The sequence below is a fragment of the Leptospira perolatii genome, from assembly GCF_002811875.1.
Classification (GTDB): domain Bacteria; phylum Spirochaetota; class Leptospiria; order Leptospirales; family Leptospiraceae; genus Leptospira_B; species Leptospira_B perolatii.
The window spans coordinates 51,329-67,729 of record NZ_NPDZ01000003.1 but is presented as its reverse complement, the minus strand read 5'-3'; the positions used below and the strand labels follow the sequence as shown (position 1 = coordinate 67,729).

General features: G+C 41.6%; 15 protein-coding genes and 1 pseudogene. 11 read left to right on the top strand and 5 right to left on the bottom strand.

The window, feature by feature from the left end; all coding sequences use genetic code 11:
- Positions 1-70: 70 nt before the first annotated feature.
- Positions 71-835 (bottom strand): TIGR01458 family HAD-type hydrolase, encoded by a 765-nt coding sequence (locus CH373_RS06480; RefSeq protein ID WP_100712910.1) that lies wholly within the window; start codon positions 833-835, stop codon positions 71-73.
- Positions 836-1,420: 585 nt separating this feature from the next.
- Here CH373_RS06480 and CH373_RS06475 point away from each other — a divergent pair.
- The 8 genes from CH373_RS06475 to CH373_RS06440 all read left to right on the top strand — a co-directional run bounded on the left by CH373_RS06475 (position 1,421) and on the right by CH373_RS06440 (position 12,048).
- Positions 1,421-1,933 (top strand): LB099 family protein, encoded by a 513-nt coding sequence (locus CH373_RS06475; RefSeq protein ID WP_100712909.1) that lies wholly within the window; start codon positions 1,421-1,423, stop codon positions 1,931-1,933.
- A gap of 238 nt (positions 1,934-2,171) precedes the next feature.
- Entirely contained in the window at positions 2,172-3,674 is a 1,503-nt protein-coding gene (locus tag CH373_RS06470) for a polysaccharide deacetylase family protein (protein WP_243393291.1), read from the top strand.
- A 3-nt stretch (positions 3,675-3,677) separates the two neighbouring features.
- Entirely contained in the window at positions 3,678-4,949 is a 1,272-nt protein-coding gene (gene chrA / locus CH373_RS06465) for a chromate efflux transporter (protein ID WP_100712908.1), read from the top strand.
- Positions 4,950-5,080: 131 nt separating this feature from the next.
- On the top strand, positions 5,081-6,889 hold the full coding sequence (locus CH373_RS06460) for a sensor domain-containing diguanylate cyclase (RefSeq protein ID WP_100712907.1): 1,809 nt from the start codon (positions 5,081-5,083) through the stop codon (positions 6,887-6,889).
- A gap of 183 nt (positions 6,890-7,072) precedes the next feature.
- A complete protein-coding gene (locus CH373_RS06455) occupies positions 7,073-9,010 on the top strand; it encodes an AMP-dependent synthetase/ligase (protein ID WP_100712906.1) in 1,938 nt (645 codons plus the stop codon).
- A 69-nt stretch (positions 9,011-9,079) separates the two neighbouring features.
- Positions 9,080-9,490, top strand: a complete 411-nt coding sequence (locus tag CH373_RS06450; RefSeq protein ID WP_100712905.1) for a DoxX family protein — start codon at positions 9,080-9,082, stop codon at positions 9,488-9,490.
- Between the two features lie 109 nt (positions 9,491-9,599).
- On the top strand, positions 9,600-10,397 hold the full coding sequence (locus CH373_RS06445; protein ID WP_100712904.1) for a UDP-2,3-diacylglucosamine diphosphatase: 798 nt from the start codon (positions 9,600-9,602) through the stop codon (positions 10,395-10,397).
- An 82-nt stretch (positions 10,398-10,479) separates the two neighbouring features.
- Positions 10,480-12,048 (top strand): FMN-binding glutamate synthase family protein, encoded by a 1,569-nt coding sequence (locus CH373_RS06440; protein ID WP_100712903.1) that lies wholly within the window; start codon positions 10,480-10,482, stop codon positions 12,046-12,048.
- A gap of 50 nt (positions 12,049-12,098) precedes the next feature.
- Here CH373_RS06440 and CH373_RS06435 read toward each other — a convergent pair whose 3' ends face one another.
- Positions 12,099-12,311, bottom strand: coding sequence for a hypothetical protein (locus tag CH373_RS06435; RefSeq protein ID WP_100712902.1), 213 nt, complete (start codon positions 12,309-12,311; stop codon positions 12,099-12,101).
- 30 nt (positions 12,312-12,341) lie between these two features.
- Positions 12,342-13,268 (bottom strand): glycerophosphodiester phosphodiesterase, encoded by a 927-nt coding sequence (locus CH373_RS06430; protein WP_100712964.1) that lies wholly within the window; start codon positions 13,266-13,268, stop codon positions 12,342-12,344.
- Positions 13,269-13,370: 102 nt separating this feature from the next.
- On the opposite strand from CH373_RS06430, the gene CH373_RS06425 reads away from it, so the two are divergent.
- From CH373_RS06425 to CH373_RS06415, 3 genes and pseudogenes are all read left to right on the top strand, one after another.
- Complete coding sequence (locus CH373_RS06425) at positions 13,371-14,123, top strand: hypothetical protein (protein WP_100712901.1); 753 nt, start codon at positions 13,371-13,373, stop codon at positions 14,121-14,123.
- 53 nt (positions 14,124-14,176) lie between these two features.
- Positions 14,177-14,608, top strand: coding sequence for an acyl-CoA thioesterase (locus tag CH373_RS06420; protein ID WP_100712900.1), 432 nt, complete (start codon positions 14,177-14,179; stop codon positions 14,606-14,608).
- 314 nt (positions 14,609-14,922) lie between these two features.
- Positions 14,923-15,288, top strand: a pseudogene (locus CH373_RS06415) (LB_289 family protein); the annotation flags it as partial.
- 118 nt (positions 15,289-15,406) lie between these two features.
- Here CH373_RS06415 and CH373_RS06410 read toward each other — a convergent pair.
- A complete protein-coding gene (locus CH373_RS06410) occupies positions 15,407-15,670 on the bottom strand; it encodes an RNA recognition motif domain-containing protein (RefSeq protein WP_100712898.1) in 264 nt (87 codons plus the stop codon).
- A 308-nt stretch (positions 15,671-15,978) separates the two neighbouring features.
- On the bottom strand, positions 15,979-16,401 hold the full coding sequence (locus CH373_RS06405; RefSeq protein WP_100712897.1) for an acyl-CoA thioesterase: 423 nt from the start codon (positions 16,399-16,401) through the stop codon (positions 15,979-15,981).

Here is a 16,401-nt window from a genome sequence, read left to right as displayed (position 1 = left end):
AATCTGAGATCATTCGCGCTCCTTGCACTTTTAAACAAGAATAAATTATTTTCAGTCGTATAAGTGAAAACTAATCGAATAGATCTGCAATCGAATTCAATACGATATCTGCCTTTACATTACTTCTAGAAGCGTTACTCTCTCTGTACTTCCCAGTTTTAACTAAAATTCCGTAGATTCCAAGGGATTGAGCCGCACCTATATCGGAATCAATATCATCCCCTACCATCGCGCATTCAGATAACGGCAAACCAATTCTTTCTGCTCCCGCCTGAAAAAAAGAAAAGGAAGGTTTTCCAACAACTTCCGCTTTTACGCCGCTGGCATATTCTAGCGCAGCTACAAATGCACCAATATCCAACATGAGACCTTCAGAAGTTTGCCAGTACTTCCCTTTATGCAGTGCTACCAATCTTGCACCTTTTTGCAAAAAATGAAACAGTTGGTTAAGCAATTCATAGCTCCAGGTAGTCCCGATATCTCCGATCAAAATCGCCTCTGGATTTCTTCTATCTTCAACTATGCCTTCTAGATCTTCTTTTGCGCTAGAAGAGATAAGCGGGTACACTCTTGGATTTCCGGTTCTAATTAAGTAGGTCTTGGCTATGCTCGGTGCATTTAATATTTCGGATTCGTCCACTTTGAGGCCCATGCCAACCAAACTGCGGGCCAAGTCAGATTTGGATTTCGTAGTGGTATTTGTTAAAAAACAAAAAGGAATTTTTTTGTCTCTTATTCTAGAAAGGGTTTCGGAAGCACCTGCCAGTAATGTGTCACCGGTGTGGAAAACTCCGTCCAGATCGAACAAAAATCCCTTAATATTGCTAGAGAGCATATACCGGATTGTTCTTCTCGAGGAAATGAAAGTCAACGGTAAAAATGCAAGTTCACTAGATCGAAATGTTCATGAAAAAAAATCTAATTTCCTTTGCTTAAAAAGAAGGCAGTCTTCAAACTCTTAACTTCGCTTATCGAAAAATTTGTTAAGAGAACTATGAGATAGAATTACAATTTATTCGCAGTTAGGTGTTCTATAATTTAACTGCTCATCGCACTACTTACAAAGGGTTATTTTTCACTTACTTATCAGTGAATAAACATTCAGTTGGATAGAATAATTATAAAATTGCTTTTACAACTTTGCTATTTCAGTTCGATCAAGAAGTTTTCGCCAAACTTGATGCTAAATTTTTTATATAGCTACAACCACTCGACTCGGAATAGTATACATAACGAGTAAGAAAAACTTTTAGTAGATTAACAGGCGTTAGTTATCGGTTCACTTTTGAATTTCAAAAACTTTTCGGAGCAATTTCTGAAAAAGAGTTTCATGAATGTGAATGGTAATGAACAGTATCCATCAAAATTAAATATAAACTAACACCATCTAATGGTGAGTCAATGATCGCAAGGCAAGGTTATGGATTACGAAAAGGAAAAAAGGAAACTTCTTTCGGCAAAGAGTCCGGAACAATATATCGAATTTTCCATCAAATCAAGACTTGAAGGACCCAAAAAATCGAGTATTACCACGGAGTGGCTGCACAAGTCCGGTTACACGATTGATGATATCAAGTATGCAAGGAATCGTCATCCTTTTTGGCGCAAGAAAAGGAATCAGGGATCTTATGAAAGAAACAGTCGCAGATTGGAATTTCATAATTATTATAAATCAGATAGGAAAATAGTTTGGGATGAGACTAAACTTTCCAAGTTCTATGACTTGAATCAAGAAGGGCAAGCGGATCATGAACTCGCTCGGACCTTTCGCACTTCCATTCCTGCAGTGAACCATATCCGCAGAAAATTCAGATTTGCGACAAACCTTCTTGAATTAGACAAAAAGAAACCAAACAAGATGAGTGTGATCAAGTTAAGCCATAATTCGGAATCAGTATTGAAGAGATTGATCAGAGAAAAATCTAAAAAATAGATCCCTTCACGAATTGCCTACAGATAACTACATTCATTTTTTGTAAACTGACAACTTCTGGTTTACCTTGAAGTTTGCGGCCTAATTGGTCCAGGGCTGAATTTTTTCGAAAGTGATAAACTCAGTCATATTCTACGTACTCCCTGCGGTTCTTCCGAGCTGCAGGGAACGGGTTTAGCCATGATTTTCGCCTAGCTTAATCACTTGCCCTAGTTTGTGATTTCAAAAACGATGCAAAATGGCCCAGAACTTAACCGGGTCCATCCATCAAGATATGAAAAAGTTAGTCACCTTTCTTTGGATTTGCATCCTGCAAGTCCTAATTGTACAATCCATTTATTCCGGACCGATAAACGATTTCCTTTCTCCGGAAAAATCTGCACGTAAAAACAAAAGCCAAGAAACCGCAGAAAGCCCTCCAAAATCCTTTCAAACCTTCGAAAAGAATGACCAAATCACTTTGGAAGTTAAGAATAAAATTGCAGGGGAAAAAGAGCAACACCTCGAACCCGAAGAGAATGAACCTCCAAGGATAGAACCCTCGAATTCGACTCAGCAAAAAGAAGAACCTAAAACTACAGATCCGGTTCTAAAAACCAAAAAGAAAGTCAAGAAGTCGAATCGGGAAGCTGACATCAAAGAACCGAAAGGAACCCAAGATGTAAATACAGAGAAAAAGAAAAAGTACGATCACGAGGTCAAAGGAGTTTCTAATCTACCCGCAAGCGTCGCATATAATGCGAGCAAAGAAAAAGGAGGCGGGCACGGAAAAGGAATCCCGGTACTATGCTACCACCATCTCTTCGGGAATGGAAATCCGATGGGAGGTTACAATTTAGATCCGGGCTTGTTAGAGGAACAATTCAAGTTTCTGAAAGCACTCGGATACCAAACAGTAAGCTTGGATCAATTTTACGATTATATCCAAGGAAATGCTCCAAAAGGATTTCCTGAAAAACCGATTCTACTTACCTTCGATGATGGTTCCCTCAGTCACAATACTGTGCTAGTTCCGCTCTTAAAAAAATATGGCTTTAGAGCTTCTATCTTCATTTATCCAACTGTGATTTCGAATCCGAAATTCAAGTATTACCTATCCTGGACTGCTCTCAAAGAAGCTCTCAACAGTGGAGTACTTGATTTAGGTTCTCATACTATTTATCACCCGAAACTTCCGACCATGCACCGATCGGAGATTCGAAACCAATTACGAAATTCTAAAGCGATTCTAGAAGCAAAAACCGGATGGAAGGTAAAAGATCTAGCCTATCCTTTCGGTTTGTACGACACTAGAGTTATTGAAGAAGCAAAGAGCGCTGGCTATAGAATGGCGTTCACTGTAAATCCAGGAAAAAATATTCCTGGCAGTCCTGCTTACACTTTGCACAGATCGCTTGTCTCGTGGGGGCAATCTCAATCTAAATACTCTTCGATATTGAGTGCTTCCTATCCTGGAAAAATTATATTAGGAATTGAGAATGGATCCTGGGTAAGGCCAGGGGACACTTTCAAGGTAACTGTAGAAGGCTTGCAAGCAAATTCGGTCAAAATGTTAATCCGGAACAAAAATGCAATTCTATCACGAACTTCCGAAAACGAATATACCATCCAGATCCCTACCTTTAAGTCAAGGGCCAGCTATTTACCATTTTCGGTCCAAGGTAAAACAAAGGACGGAATCAAAACGGAAACTCAGTTTTTGTTTATCAATAGAAGCGCTTTCAAAAAGGATCCTGACTAAGAAATGAATCCCAGCCTAAAAGAAGCACTGCGTTTTTGGTTCAAATTAGGCTGGATTAGTTTTGGAGGACCTGCAGGACAAATTGCGATACTCCATAACTTTTTAGTAATAGAGAAAAAATGGATCGATGAAAAAAGATTCCTTCATGCTCTAAGCTTTTGTATGATGCTTCCGGGGCCAGAAGCACAGCAACTTGCGACCTACACCGGCTGGATTCTTCACGGAACAAAAGGAGCCATCCTGGCCGGCCTTTTATTCATTTTGCCTTCGGTTTGGATCCTACTTCTACTCAGTTGGCTTTATGTAAGCTATGGAAGGTTGTTCGCGGTCGAAGCGATCTTTTACGGGCTAAAACCCGCAGTACTCGGGATCATTCTCTCCTCTTTGGTACGATTGATCAAAACTTCAATCAAAACCAGGCTCCATGTATTCGTGAGCCTCGGTTGCCTAATTGGAATGCTCTGGCTCAAGCTATCTTTCCCGATCATTTTATTATTTGCTATCTTGGTTGGAGGAATCAGCACTGCCTTTGGTTACGGCAACAAAAAAGTTCCGGAGAAAACGGAAGAACCCTTCTTTGTTAAAGAAAAAGGCTCCGAATCAGAGAATCATTGGAGAACCATTTCAAGAATCTCTAGCGTAGGAATCTTTCTCTGGGCGACTCCGCAAATTGCACTACTTCTTTGGAATAAGGCAAACTACTCCTTTTGGAAGACCTTGAGTATATTTTTTACAAAGGCCGCCTTTTTGACGTTTGGCGGTGCGTATGCAGTACTGCCATATATCGCTGAGGCTAGCGTAAACGAACTCAAATGGTTAGAAACTTCTCAAATGATCGATGGCCTAGCCTTGGGAGAAAGCACTCCTGGTCCTTTGATTATGGTTTTGCCTTTTGTGGGTTACTTGGCTGGCTATCACCAATTCGGTACCCATCTTTACGGCGGAGTCGCTTTTTTACTCACAGTTTTTTATACGTTCTTACCTTCTTTCTTATTCATCCTGATAGGGAGTCCTATTTTCGACAAATGGAAGGACAACCAAAGGCTCAGTTTGTTGTTTAGCTTTGTCACTGCAGCCGTGGTCGGCGCTCTTTCCCAACTAACTGTGATTTTTGGAAAAGCGGTTTTGTTTCCGGTAAACCAAGCGACTCCGATTCTTTTGTTCTGGATAATCGCGACTTTTTTCGTACTCCATTTTAAGAAGATACAGATTCTGCCATGGATTGGAATTAGTTCCGCTTTTGGACTCGGACTCCGTACCCTATTTTCCCTATAATTGGTCGAAAAGGAAAGACTAGGAGGTAACTGATCACTCTTGCCTAGTTTTTTTGCTTTTTCTCCGGAGACGATCTCCTAAACTTTCCGAAAGTCTTTGACAATCTCCTAGCCAGGTAGAATTTTCCGAACATGCAAGTCAGGTCCGATGATGGAAAAGACTCACAAACAATAGGAGCCATCTTGATACAGTCGATTCGAGCTGGAGTGCTTCTTATATTTTTATTTTCTGCCTACTCGCTACCGATTTCGTCGGAATCCAAGCCGCCTGTAAATTCCTTTCAGACATTGAAATTGGATCTTCATTCGCCGGATGAAATCAGACTCTCAAACGAAGTCTATTACCTAAAAGACTCAGCAAAAAATCTCTCAGAAACCGAACTAATATCTGGAGAACTGGACTCTCAGTTCAAAAAGAACACCAGAAAGATTCTGAATTTCGGATATGACCCCAGCGTATATTGGCTCCGGATCGCAATCGAAGTGGATGAATCTCTTTCCGAAGAGAGATATCTGGAAATCGAATCCTCTCATTTGGATAAAGTGGATTTATTCTGGAAGGATAGCTCTTCCAGAGAGGGAGAATTTCGTACCGGGGACCAAGTTCCTTTTAAAGAAAGACCAGTCGCAGATCGGTACTTTGTGTTTCCGTTACCCCTGGAGGATAAGGCAAAGATAACGATTTATATCAAAGTTTATACCGAAGGAGCGGTAAACCTGCCGATCTCGCTTCTCACGAAAGAGAAACACGAGGAGTCTTCCAGAATCGCGCTTTTGGCTCATGGGATTTTCTTCGGTGCTCTAGGAGTCATGGCATTTTACAATTTGTTCCTATTTTTTGGAGTAAGAGAAAAGGCGTTCCTATATTACGTTTTATTAATCAGTTCGGTGATCCTTTATGTCTTTTTCAACTCCGGATATGCTTTCTGGTATTTATTCCCGAATTCTCCGAATTTCACGAATAAGGCACATATCATACTGGTCGGGATTACAATGACCTTGGTCATCGTTTTTTCTGCGGAATATCTGCAATCCGTAAACTATCACAAAAAGCTACACTTACTCTTGATGGCGATGATCGGTCTTTGGGCGATATTTATTGTATCCGCATTGTTCATCCCGCTCCATTTTCTTATGCCGGTTGGAGCGATTCTACCGATCGGAGAAATTCTTGTACTAATAGCAATTTCAATTTTTAGAATATTACAAAAAGACAGAAGAGCCCAGATTTTTCTAATCGCTTGGTCCTTATCTTTACTCGGCACTTTTATTTACTCTTTGTACCTTTTGGGAATCTTGGATGAACAATACTTCGCCTTTGGCTCTTTGAAACTAGGAATTCTATCCAATGTGGTTCTATTGTCTTTGGGATTGGTCGACAGAATCAATACTTTCCGAAAGGAGAAAGAAGAGGCAAAAGAACAAGCAGAAATCCTGCTAGAACTTTCGCTGATGGATCCTTTGACAGGGGTTGCAAACCGAAGATTCTTTGACCAGGAGTTGGACCGAGAATGGAATCGATCGGTTCGAACAGATCGACCTTTATCTATGCTGATGATTGATGTGGATTACTTCAAAGCGTATAACGATACGTACGGACACCCGAAAGGAGACGAAGTTCTAGGCAAGGTTGCTCACTCGCTGCAAGAATGCTTAAATCGATCTTCCGACATGATTTCTAGGTACGGTGGAGAAGAATTTGGAGTAATACTTCCGGATACGCCCGTCGAAGGTGCAATCGTAGTCGCTTTGAATATGCTCCAAACGGTTGAGGACATGCACTTGGCTCATGAGAAAAGTCCGTTTTCAAGAGTGACTGTTTCTATCGGAGTTTCAAGTAACCAAGATAGAGATATACATTCTCCTCAGGAACTCTTAGGTAGAGCGGATAAAAACTTATACGACGCAAAGGCGTTTGGAAGAAACCACATCCGTCACTAAATCCGTTATACTATCCTTGTTATAATGCCCACTTGCTAATCAGTTCGGTGTAGTATTTCTTGAGGGGTCAATAATTTGTTAAGCGAAGATCGATACCGAACGAATGTTTTTTGATGGAAATGAGGCCCAGCTCATTTTTTTCCTGGACCGCTTTTTTGCCTGCGGATAAAATCAACTCCCGCCATGCAACGTTCCTATCTCCCTTTTCTCAGCGCACAGACTTTATACCAACTCGCGAAGACTTCTGCAGAGGTCTTTAAGGAACACACGGCACAATTTTATAAACCAACTGGAAAGGAATACAAAAGCATTTCCTTTAGAGAGCTAGAAGCAATTATTAAACGAATTGGTCTCGGCCTAATCAGTCTTGGAGTAAAAAAGGAAGATAAGATCGGATTAATCGCCGACTCGGGACATCGATGGATTTGGGTCAGTATGGGGATCACCAATATCGGGTGCGTAGATGTTCCGAGAGGAACAGACGCAACCGACGAAGATTTGTCCTATATTTTAAATCATACCGAAGCAAAGATCGCATTTGCAGAAAATAGCACCGTGGTTCGAAAGCTCATTTCCAATCATGAGTCTTTTCCACATCTCAAAACCATAATATTGTTCGAGAAATCAGCAAACTTAGAAGCCAAGTCCAACTTTCAACTGATCACTCTGGACGAACTCATGGAAAAGGGAGAATCCTGGATCCAGGAAAATGGCGAGAAAGAATATACCAGCCGTGGAGAAGCAATCCAAGAGAAAGATTTGGCAACAATAGTCTATACATCCGGAACCACCGGAAAGCCAAAAGGAGTCATGCTGTCTCACAAGAATATTTTATTCAACGTGAACATGTCGCTTTCACTAGATGATATTGAGTTTTCGCCCGAAGACAGAACCATGGCCTACCTTCCCCCTTGGCATATCGCCGAAAGACTGATCGAAACAGCGTGCATCCGAGTAGGCGCCTCCGAAGCATTCACCTCTATCAGTACACTCTCCCAAGACCTTCAGGAAATACGCCCTACCTTTTTACTTTCTGTTCCGAGAGTATGGGAAAGTTTTTACAATAAGATCCAAGATAGACTGAAAGATTCTTCTTCGTTCAAGAAAGCATTGTTCAAATCCTTCCAATTCTTTGCGACTGCGTATCACAAAAACATAAGTCGATTGAGAGGACTCGAATACAGTTTAGAAGCCAGATCCTTTTTGGAGGAAATCTCCCGCCGTACTATTTCCTTATTTGGAGTGATTCTCTTGTTCATCCCAAATACGATCGCGCAGATAGCTTTTGGAAAAATCAGAAAAGGACTCGGAGGGAAATTGCGCTTTGCGCTTTCAGGTGCTGGCGCATTACCCGAATACGTGGATCGATTTTTCAATTCTATAGGGATCCCGATCTTAGAGGGATACGGAATGACTGAACTAGGAGGAGTTTCCACCAGACGCAGATTAGACGCAATTACCGTCGGAACTTTAGGAAAGTGCATCCCGGGAGTCGAGATAAAGTTAAAGGACGAGTCCGGACAGGAAATTCACAAACCCGGAATCAAAGGAATCGCATGGCACAAGGGAGAACATGTGATGATGGGTTACTACAAAGATTCCCATAGAACCGGAGAGATGATCAAGGACGGATGGCTAAATTCCGGGGACTTGCTAGTTTGGACAGCACAAGGTGAACTGAAATACGCAGGAAGAGCAAAGGACACTATCGTATTATTAGGGGGAGAAAATCTAGAACCAGAGCCGATCGAATTTGCTTTGACTCAAAGTCCCTATATCCTGCAAGCAATGGTCGTAGGACACGATCGAAAAACGATCGGAGCCTTATTAGTCCCAGATTGGGATGCTCTAGACAAACAGCTCAGAGAATGGAAATCGAGACTGCTCCAAGAAATCAAAGATCCGAACGAAGACGCAGATGTAAGAGAGTTATTCAAGAAAGAAATCAGGGAGTTAGTATCCTCCAAGAACGGATTCAAAAACTTCGAAAAAATCTCTAACTTCTATCTTTTGCCTAAGAATTTCGAGCCGGGAGACGAACTGACTTTAACAATGAAGGTTAGGCGAAACATTGTCTCGGATAAATACAAAGAAGCTATAGACAGACTCTACAGAGCTTAAAATTTTCGAATTAGGAGTAACCTTTAGAAAGACTTCTCCGAAGAAAGCTCGGGGGAGTTTCTATCTAAAATGAAGCTAGAATCAATAAACAGAAATCGCATTTCTCTGGCACTTTCCTTAGTTTCCGCTATTATCTTGCTCCAAACATTATACTTTAAGTTTTCTGGTGCGAGCGAGTCCGTTTACATATTCAATTCCTTGCACATGGAGCCCTGGGGACGAATAGGATCCGGCATCGCCGAACTGATTGTGGCTGTACTTATCCTACTTCCCAAATTCAGGTTTTTGGGCGCGATCGGTAGCATCGGAATCATGTCCTCTGCACTATTCGCCCATTTTTTCCTGATTGGAATCGTCATCCAAGGAGACGGAGGATTGTTATTCTCGCTTGCTGTTTTAGTTCTGATTTCATCGATCGGAATCTTGTATTTGGAATGGCAAGCGGTTCTCAGCTTTCTTCAAAAAATTCGTGGGCGGTAGAGAAAAAGCCTTTTTGCAGGACTGTAATTTTCCAAAATACTTTGTCTCTCGGATTCCGTTGACAAACCTGTGCTAGGCCGTCATATGGAACTAGGACAGCCTGCAGTTCATGAAACTCCCCAGAGGAAAAATCTACGATAGCTTTTTCATTTCGGATATACACTACCTTTTAAATAAAAGGATAAAGTCCCATAAGCATAAGGAGCTTTTTCAGCTACTCGATCATTTTCATAAGAAAGAAATACGATTTCAAAATGTATATTTAGTCGGAGATATCATAGAAAGCTGGTTCTTTAGCGCAGATCGAAGGCTCACCCGTATTAAAGGCAAGAAAAGGTTTAATAAGCTTTTTGATCGACTCGACAAACTTGCGCTAGAGAATTCGAGAAAGTATTATATTGTAGGAAACCACGACACTACTTCCTATTTGATGCGACTTTCCCCGAGAATCGAATCCTACTTAAAAGAAAGGGATTGGATCGTTTGCGAAAAAGTGGAAGATGAGGTTTTGATCGCATTGCATGGGCACCAAGGCCAATACAATAAGTTTACCTGGATCGGTTCGATTTTTGTTCTAAGGATCCTGCACGTCTTCGCTTCGATTTTTCCCAGGGTTTTTAAGTTCTCCGAAGCCTTTTATCACAAGCATCTGAACAGACATGATCCGACTTCTACGGAAGAAATACTTAGCTACTATCAAAGGCTTTCCAAGTTGACCCACCAAGGCCACAAAGTGCTTATCTCCGGTCACACTCACGACTTTCTATGTATCCCAAAGATCAATATCATAAATACCGGCGACTGGGTAAAAAGTAATACATTTGTCTTACAAGACGGCAGAAAGTTCGTCGGTATACGTATGACTGCGAGAAAAAATTACAAGAAAGAGTTCACTTTAAAAATATAATATTCATTCGTTTAAAAACCCGCTCTCAGTTTCTTACTATTTCTGATTGAAATAAATTTCTGCGATTTTATAATTTTACTATATGGTAGAAGAAACCTTCTATGATTTATTAATGTTCGTGGAAGAACATCCTTGGATATTCACCTCAATCGTCATCGGATTCTTTTTAGTCGGATTGCTCATTCACGACCTCTTTCAACGGAGGCATACTATAAAGCACAACTTCCCCATCGTCGGGCATTTGAGATACATATTTGAGACGATAGGACCTGAACTAAGGCAATACTGGGTCGCAAACGATAAGGAAGAAATGCCCTTCAGCCGGGCAGAACGATCTTGGGTCTATGCGACTGCCAAAAAACAGAATAACAACTTTGGCTTCGGTACCACCGAATTGTTATACGACGCCGGCTATCCGATCATTAAGCACGCAGCCTTTCCTTTTCCAGACGCCGAAGCAAAGTTCGTAGAAGGAGATCCTTCCATGATTCCTAGCTTAAAGGTCATGGGAGAATTTCATAAACGCAAGAAATTGTATCGACCTGCCTCAGTGATCAATATTTCAGCCATGTCTTTCGGATCCCTGGGGGAAAGAGCAGTTTCTGCATTGAATAAAGGTGCCAAGATAGCCAGGTGCTATCAAAACACCGGAGAGGGAGGGCTTTCGCCTTACCACAATTTTGGTGCAGACGTAATGTGGCAGCTCGGGACCGGTTACTTTGGAGCGAGGGGTCCGGATGGAAAATTCTCATTGGATATGCTCTTGAAACGATTGGAACAATTTCCTACGGTTCGAGCCATCGAGATCAAACTTTCTCAAGGTGCAAAACCAGGTAAAGGCGGAATCCTTCCCGGAGCAAAAGTCACAAAACAAATCGCAGAAATCCGTGGAATAGAACCCGGCAAAGATTGTGTTTCGCCAAATGCACATTCGGAATTTAGAGATGTAAAAGGTCTCATTCACTTTATCGAAATGATCGCCGAAGCCTCTGGTTTACCAGTTGGAATTAAGAGTGCGGTCGGCGAATCCAAGTTTTGGGACGAGCTATCGTCGGAAATGTTGGCCACCGGAAAAGGGCCAGATTTTATTACGATAGATGGAGGAGAAGGCGGCACAGGCGCGGCTCCCCTGACATTTACAGATCACGTATCATTACCGTTCAAAGTAGGCTTTGCAAGAGTCTATAGAATTTTTCAGGCCAAAAAACTTTCTGATCGCATGCTTTGGATTGGAAGTGGTAAATTAGGATTTCCTGATAGATCTATCGTAGCATTCGCGATGGGCTGCGATTTGATTCATGTCGCTAGAGAAGCGATGATGTCCGTAGGTTGTATCCAAGCTCAAAAGTGTCATACCGGACACTGCCCGGCAGGAGTCGCGACCCAGAGCAGATGGTTACAAGCCGGCTTGGACGTAGAACTAAAGGCAGAGCGAGCCGCGAACTTTATCAAAGGACTTCGTAAAGAACTCCTATCCGTAGCTCACGCTTGCGGATACGAACACCCGCTTCAGTTTACTGGTAGGGACATAGAAATCGGAGCTGGACAAAATCGATTCAGAACCTTAGAAGAAGTCCTGGAATACGAAAGGGATCCGGTTAAGTTCACTACAATGATGGACTACGCGAGCTATATTCCCGCTCTAAGCTGAAATTGAATTTTCAAAGGATCGATGGGGCGCACCAAAAACTTCTGCGGTTTTTAGTGGTGCCCTAACAATCCTAGTAACTGAACCAATCCCCAGAAAATAAGGAATATTCCGCTTATCTTAAAGATAGGCTTAAACTTTATAAACTTTTCTTCATGTTCTTTGCTCTTCATCTTAGGCTTGATAATCCCAAAACCTAAAAGAGAAGTGTAAATTCCACCGACCAACGGAATCAAACCGTCTACCCTATCCAAAAGTTCCGCCATTTTCTCCCCTTGCCTATTCGAATCTTCCAGTTACTTTTCCGTACCTTTTCGATTTGATTGAGTTTCTTCTTCTACGATTTTTGCGAACAAATCCGGGCGATCCGTAATCAGGCCGTCCACTTTTGCCTTCAAAAGCTTTTTCATTTCTTCGGGATCGTTCACCGTCCACGGCAGTATTTTATACCCCAAAGCATGATATTCTCTAATATACTTTTCATCCACTAACACTTTTTCCGGAGCCAGAATATCCGGAACCGCGCGCTTGTTCAAAAGTAAATTCCTAAGGACCACTTTTTTATAATATTCTATATCGGAATCCTTGAATGTCCCGTAGATTTGAGCGCGGATAAGTTCCGGCTTTTTCTCCTTGATCCTCTCCAATATTTTTGGATTGAAAGAAGAAACAAATGTTCTCTTTGGAAACTTCTTTTTCTGAAGGAGAGAAACAACTTCGTCGGCCAATTTCTGAGCCGCTTCTCCGGATTCCTTACTTTTAATTTCAATATCGATAACAGCTTTCCCACCGAATTCGTCGAGGACCTCCTCCAGAGTTGGAATCTTTTCTCCCTTGAATTTCGGAGAAAAACGACTCCCGGCATCCAGATCTTTGATTTCTTGAAGTGAGGTCTCTTTTACGTCCTTTTTTACTCCGGTCACTCTCTCTAGATTGTAGTCATGAATTACCACTAGCTCACCTGACTTACATTGCATGGTATCTAATTCGAATCCGTGCCCGTACTTCGTTGCAAGTCGAAAGGCAGACATCGTGTTTTCCGGCGCGAGCGCCTTGGTCCCTCGATGTCCGATAATCAAGACTGTTTCAGGAAATTGCTCCTGCACTTCTCCGGTTCTAGGGGAATGGTAAATGCAGGAAGAATGGCTAGAAAATGAAAAGGCAAAGATTACAAAGGCAAGAACCTTCGGTCCTAAATAAGATCTAATTGAAAGCGATTTCATAGGTATAAAACTCTGTTCCGAATTCATTGCCATAAGCTCCGGATAGAATGAATATTTATATAGAACGGCGACATTCCGAAAAGCTGTTTTCGCTAGAATCGCTTGCCTTTTTACAGAGCTGTCACAGTTTCTGACAAGCTAAAAATGGTCGGATCCGTTTCAGAATACTTTCGTGAATCATGGAGATTTCTCCGCGATCCCAAAAACTTCCTACGAACACAACTTCCAAAACAAGGGCTCAAGAAGGTCATATTCCGAACCTATCTGTTTTTTCTAATCGGTGTCTGTATCTCCATCTTGTTTCGTGCAATCCCGACGTTTGCTTTTGCAGCGGCCCTCGGTATGTCTTTTGATATATTGGTGTTGTCACTTGAATACATACTATTGTTCTTTACCCTCCCGCTGCTCTACGGTGCAATTTTTCTATCAGCTGTCGGCGGTGGACTTTTTCTTTTTGCAAATCTGACCGGTGGAAAAGCAGATTTCCTATCTGCCCTCGCATCTGCTTCTTTTCTATCTTTTCTTTATATTCCTTTCGCGATCTCTAGTCTGTTTAGCCCGTATGGACTCAGCCAGACTTTGATCCAGGCAATCTGTCTCGGGGCACTTATCTATTTCAGTATATTATGTTTATTTCATGTATATCATGGTGATAGAAATAGAGTATTAATTGTTGGCGGCTTACTTGCATTGATTTGTGTGCTCTATTTGTATTTTTCCAAGTCTGCCGAGATTTTCGTAGATAATCAGTATTCTCCAATGAGTCCAGAAGAGGAACAGGAAAAGATCAAGGAAGCGGAAGAGTTCATGGAAAAAATGGAACAGCTTCGCAGAGAAAAAGGTTTGGCGGAATAAGCTCCGATCGATCTTCTGCACATAGCCTTGAACTAAATAAAGGGAGCCTGATTATGGCCCGAGTACAACTGGAATTGCCCCAAAAATTTAGCTGGTCCACTTCCTTGAGGATCAGAATTTACGATACGAATTTTGCCGCGCACCTCGCACACGACAGAGTGATCTCTCTTTTGCACGAAGCAAGAGCTAGATTCTTTAGAGAGAAAGGTTTTAGCGAACTAGATGTAAACGGAATCGGTATCATTCTTACGGATTTGGTGGTGGTTTATAAAGCAGAAGCATTCTTTGGAGACGAAGCGAAGATCGAGATTGGTGCGTCTGACTTTACGTCTAAAGGTTGCGATCTATATTACAGAATGATGCATACTGATGGACCTATCAATGGGAAGCCCATCTGCGAAGCAAAAACAGGACTTGTATTTATGGATTACAAGACCAGAACCGTCGTTCCAGTTCCGGAAATTTTCAGATCTTGGTTTGAGTAAAAATAACTCTTAAGAGATAGTCTCCTTTTCAAAGTGACTGTCGTGGAAAATCATATTCTGACAGTCTAATAGAGAAGGAGGCATAAGATACTTAGACAAACTCTTTCTTTCCGAACCGAAAAGAAGTGGATGGAAAGTTATGAGATTGTTCAGAGAGACTTGGAATTATTACCGGCGTAGTTTCAGATCTGTGCTTTCCCGTGACAATATTTTGTCAAATCCGTGCAATCCCGGAAAAGGGGGCTCCAGTCTGTAGGTTTTTTCTTTGCGTAAGAAAGCGGTTGGAAAGACTGGTATCACAACTGCCGGAAAGTGAGGGTTTTTCGATGAAACGGACGGAATTAGAAAGACGCGAAAGAGATCTCCGAAAATCACAGAAAAAGCAAGAAACCCTGTTAAAACGTTCTTCTTCCAGAGGCAGCAGCGTAGGCGATTTTATCGATCAACTTTCCGGTCTATTTCGCTACGATGCGACTGAGATTTTCAATACTACAAACGAGATCGGAATTCTAGAACTTCTAGAAGATATGCAAGCTGTACTCCCGCAAAAAAAATGGGATGATGTGCTCCGAAAAGCGATCAAGAAAACCGGAGTGCAAGAAAAGGAAAAAGCATACCAAGAGCTGAAGGAACTACTCACCTTCGAAGAAGACGAAGAAACAGAAGAAGTCAGCGTTTAATAGAAATCACCTAGTAAAAATCAAAACATCCTTTCATCCGAAAAATTCGGAATGAAAGGATGACGGTTAGCAAATTTACCGATCTTATTTCGCCTGCAAAAAGCGAAAGGATTGATTTTTAGTTGTGATCGCGTTTTGGACGGCTGAAAGTTTGAGGCTTCGCGATATCCACGTTCAGTTTTCTTCCGCTGAACTGAGTACCATTCAAACTGTTTTTCGCGTTTTCGGCGTCTTCTTCGTTCGCCATTTCAACGAATCCAAACCCTTTGCCTTCGATGATTTTGACGTTAACGACTTCTCCATAGTTAGAGAAAAGTTTATTTACTTCGGTGCTTCCTACAGCGTAATTTAGGTTTCCGACAAAGAGTTTACTGTTGCGCATAGCTTCCCCGTGATCCCAGTCCTTTTAACAATCTTAACAGCATCGAAATAGGAAAGAGAAACACGAGGCTCTCTAACTAATTCCTGTTAGAGTGAGTGGACGGCCACTGCGGCCAATCTTCACATAAGGTTTTAAAAAAGCGATCCGATTTTATATAATTTTTTTATGAAACCCTAAATTTCGGAATCTTGAGTCTTTTATCCAGGATAGATTTTTTTTAAAAGGATACTTTAGGTTTTCTTAAGAAAGAATTCATCGAATCGTAACCGAATCTGAACTGGAACCCTTAACGTTTCGAGTTAACAGCCTTAAGTTTTTTTCAGATTCGCAAATGCTTCCGGAAGTTTTACTGGTTTTCTAGTTTCTAGAAGCAAACAAGCCCAGGTAAGTTCTGCAACACAGACCAACTCTTTCGATTCTTTTTTAAAAACTGCGATTTCCCAAACAACGCTAGCCGGCTTTACGGTTCCGGCACGAACTCCGACTAATATCTCCTCGTCGAATCTTGCTGGAGACTTAAAATCTACGACGGACCGTGTTACCATAAAGTCCAAACCGGTCCGTTTGCTCTCCCCAAGATAATCATATTTAAGATGTCTCATGTATTCATTCAGCGAAACATCGAAATAGTTTAAATAATTTGCATTAAAGACTACTCCCTGGGAATCGACCTCGGAATATCTCACTCGAATTGGATGAAAAAAAGGATAATCACTTTCGTTTGGATTCAT

Bases quoted from the DNA above. Each gene is read 5' to 3' on its own strand.
- CH373_RS06480 (WP_100712910.1), bottom strand. From the start codon at position 835: ATGCTCTCTAGCAATATTAAGGGATTTTTGTTCGATCTGGACGGAGTT.
- CH373_RS06475 (WP_100712909.1), top strand. From the start codon at position 1,421: ATGGATTACGAAAAGGAAAAAAGGAAACTTCTTTCGGCAAAGAGTCCG.
- CH373_RS06470 (WP_243393291.1), top strand. From the start codon at position 2,172: ATGGCCCAGAACTTAACCGGGTCCATCCATCAAGATATGAAAAAGTTA.
- chrA (WP_100712908.1), top strand. From the start codon at position 3,678: ATGAATCCCAGCCTAAAAGAAGCACTGCGTTTTTGGTTCAAATTAGGC.
- CH373_RS06460 (WP_100712907.1), top strand. From the start codon at position 5,081: ATGCAAGTCAGGTCCGATGATGGAAAAGACTCACAAACAATAGGAGCC.
- CH373_RS06455 (WP_100712906.1), top strand. From the start codon at position 7,073: ATGCAACGTTCCTATCTCCCTTTTCTCAGCGCACAGACTTTATACCAA.
- CH373_RS06450 (WP_100712905.1), top strand. From the start codon at position 9,080: ATGAAGCTAGAATCAATAAACAGAAATCGCATTTCTCTGGCACTTTCC.
- CH373_RS06445 (WP_100712904.1), top strand. From the start codon at position 9,600: ATGAAACTCCCCAGAGGAAAAATCTACGATAGCTTTTTCATTTCGGAT.
- CH373_RS06440 (WP_100712903.1), top strand. From the start codon at position 10,480: ATGGTAGAAGAAACCTTCTATGATTTATTAATGTTCGTGGAAGAACAT.
- CH373_RS06435 (WP_100712902.1), bottom strand. From the start codon at position 12,311: ATGGCGGAACTTTTGGATAGGGTAGACGGTTTGATTCCGTTGGTCGGT.
- CH373_RS06430 (WP_100712964.1), bottom strand. From the start codon at position 13,268: ATGAAATCGCTTTCAATTAGATCTTATTTAGGACCGAAGGTTCTTGCC.
- CH373_RS06420 (WP_100712900.1), top strand. From the start codon at position 14,177: ATGGCCCGAGTACAACTGGAATTGCCCCAAAAATTTAGCTGGTCCACT.
- CH373_RS06410 (WP_100712898.1), bottom strand. From the start codon at position 15,670: ATGCGCAACAGTAAACTCTTTGTCGGAAACCTAAATTACGCTGTAGGA.
- CH373_RS06405 (WP_100712897.1), bottom strand. From the start codon at position 16,401: ATGAATCCAAACGAAAGTGATTATCCTTTTTTTCATCCAATTCGAGTG.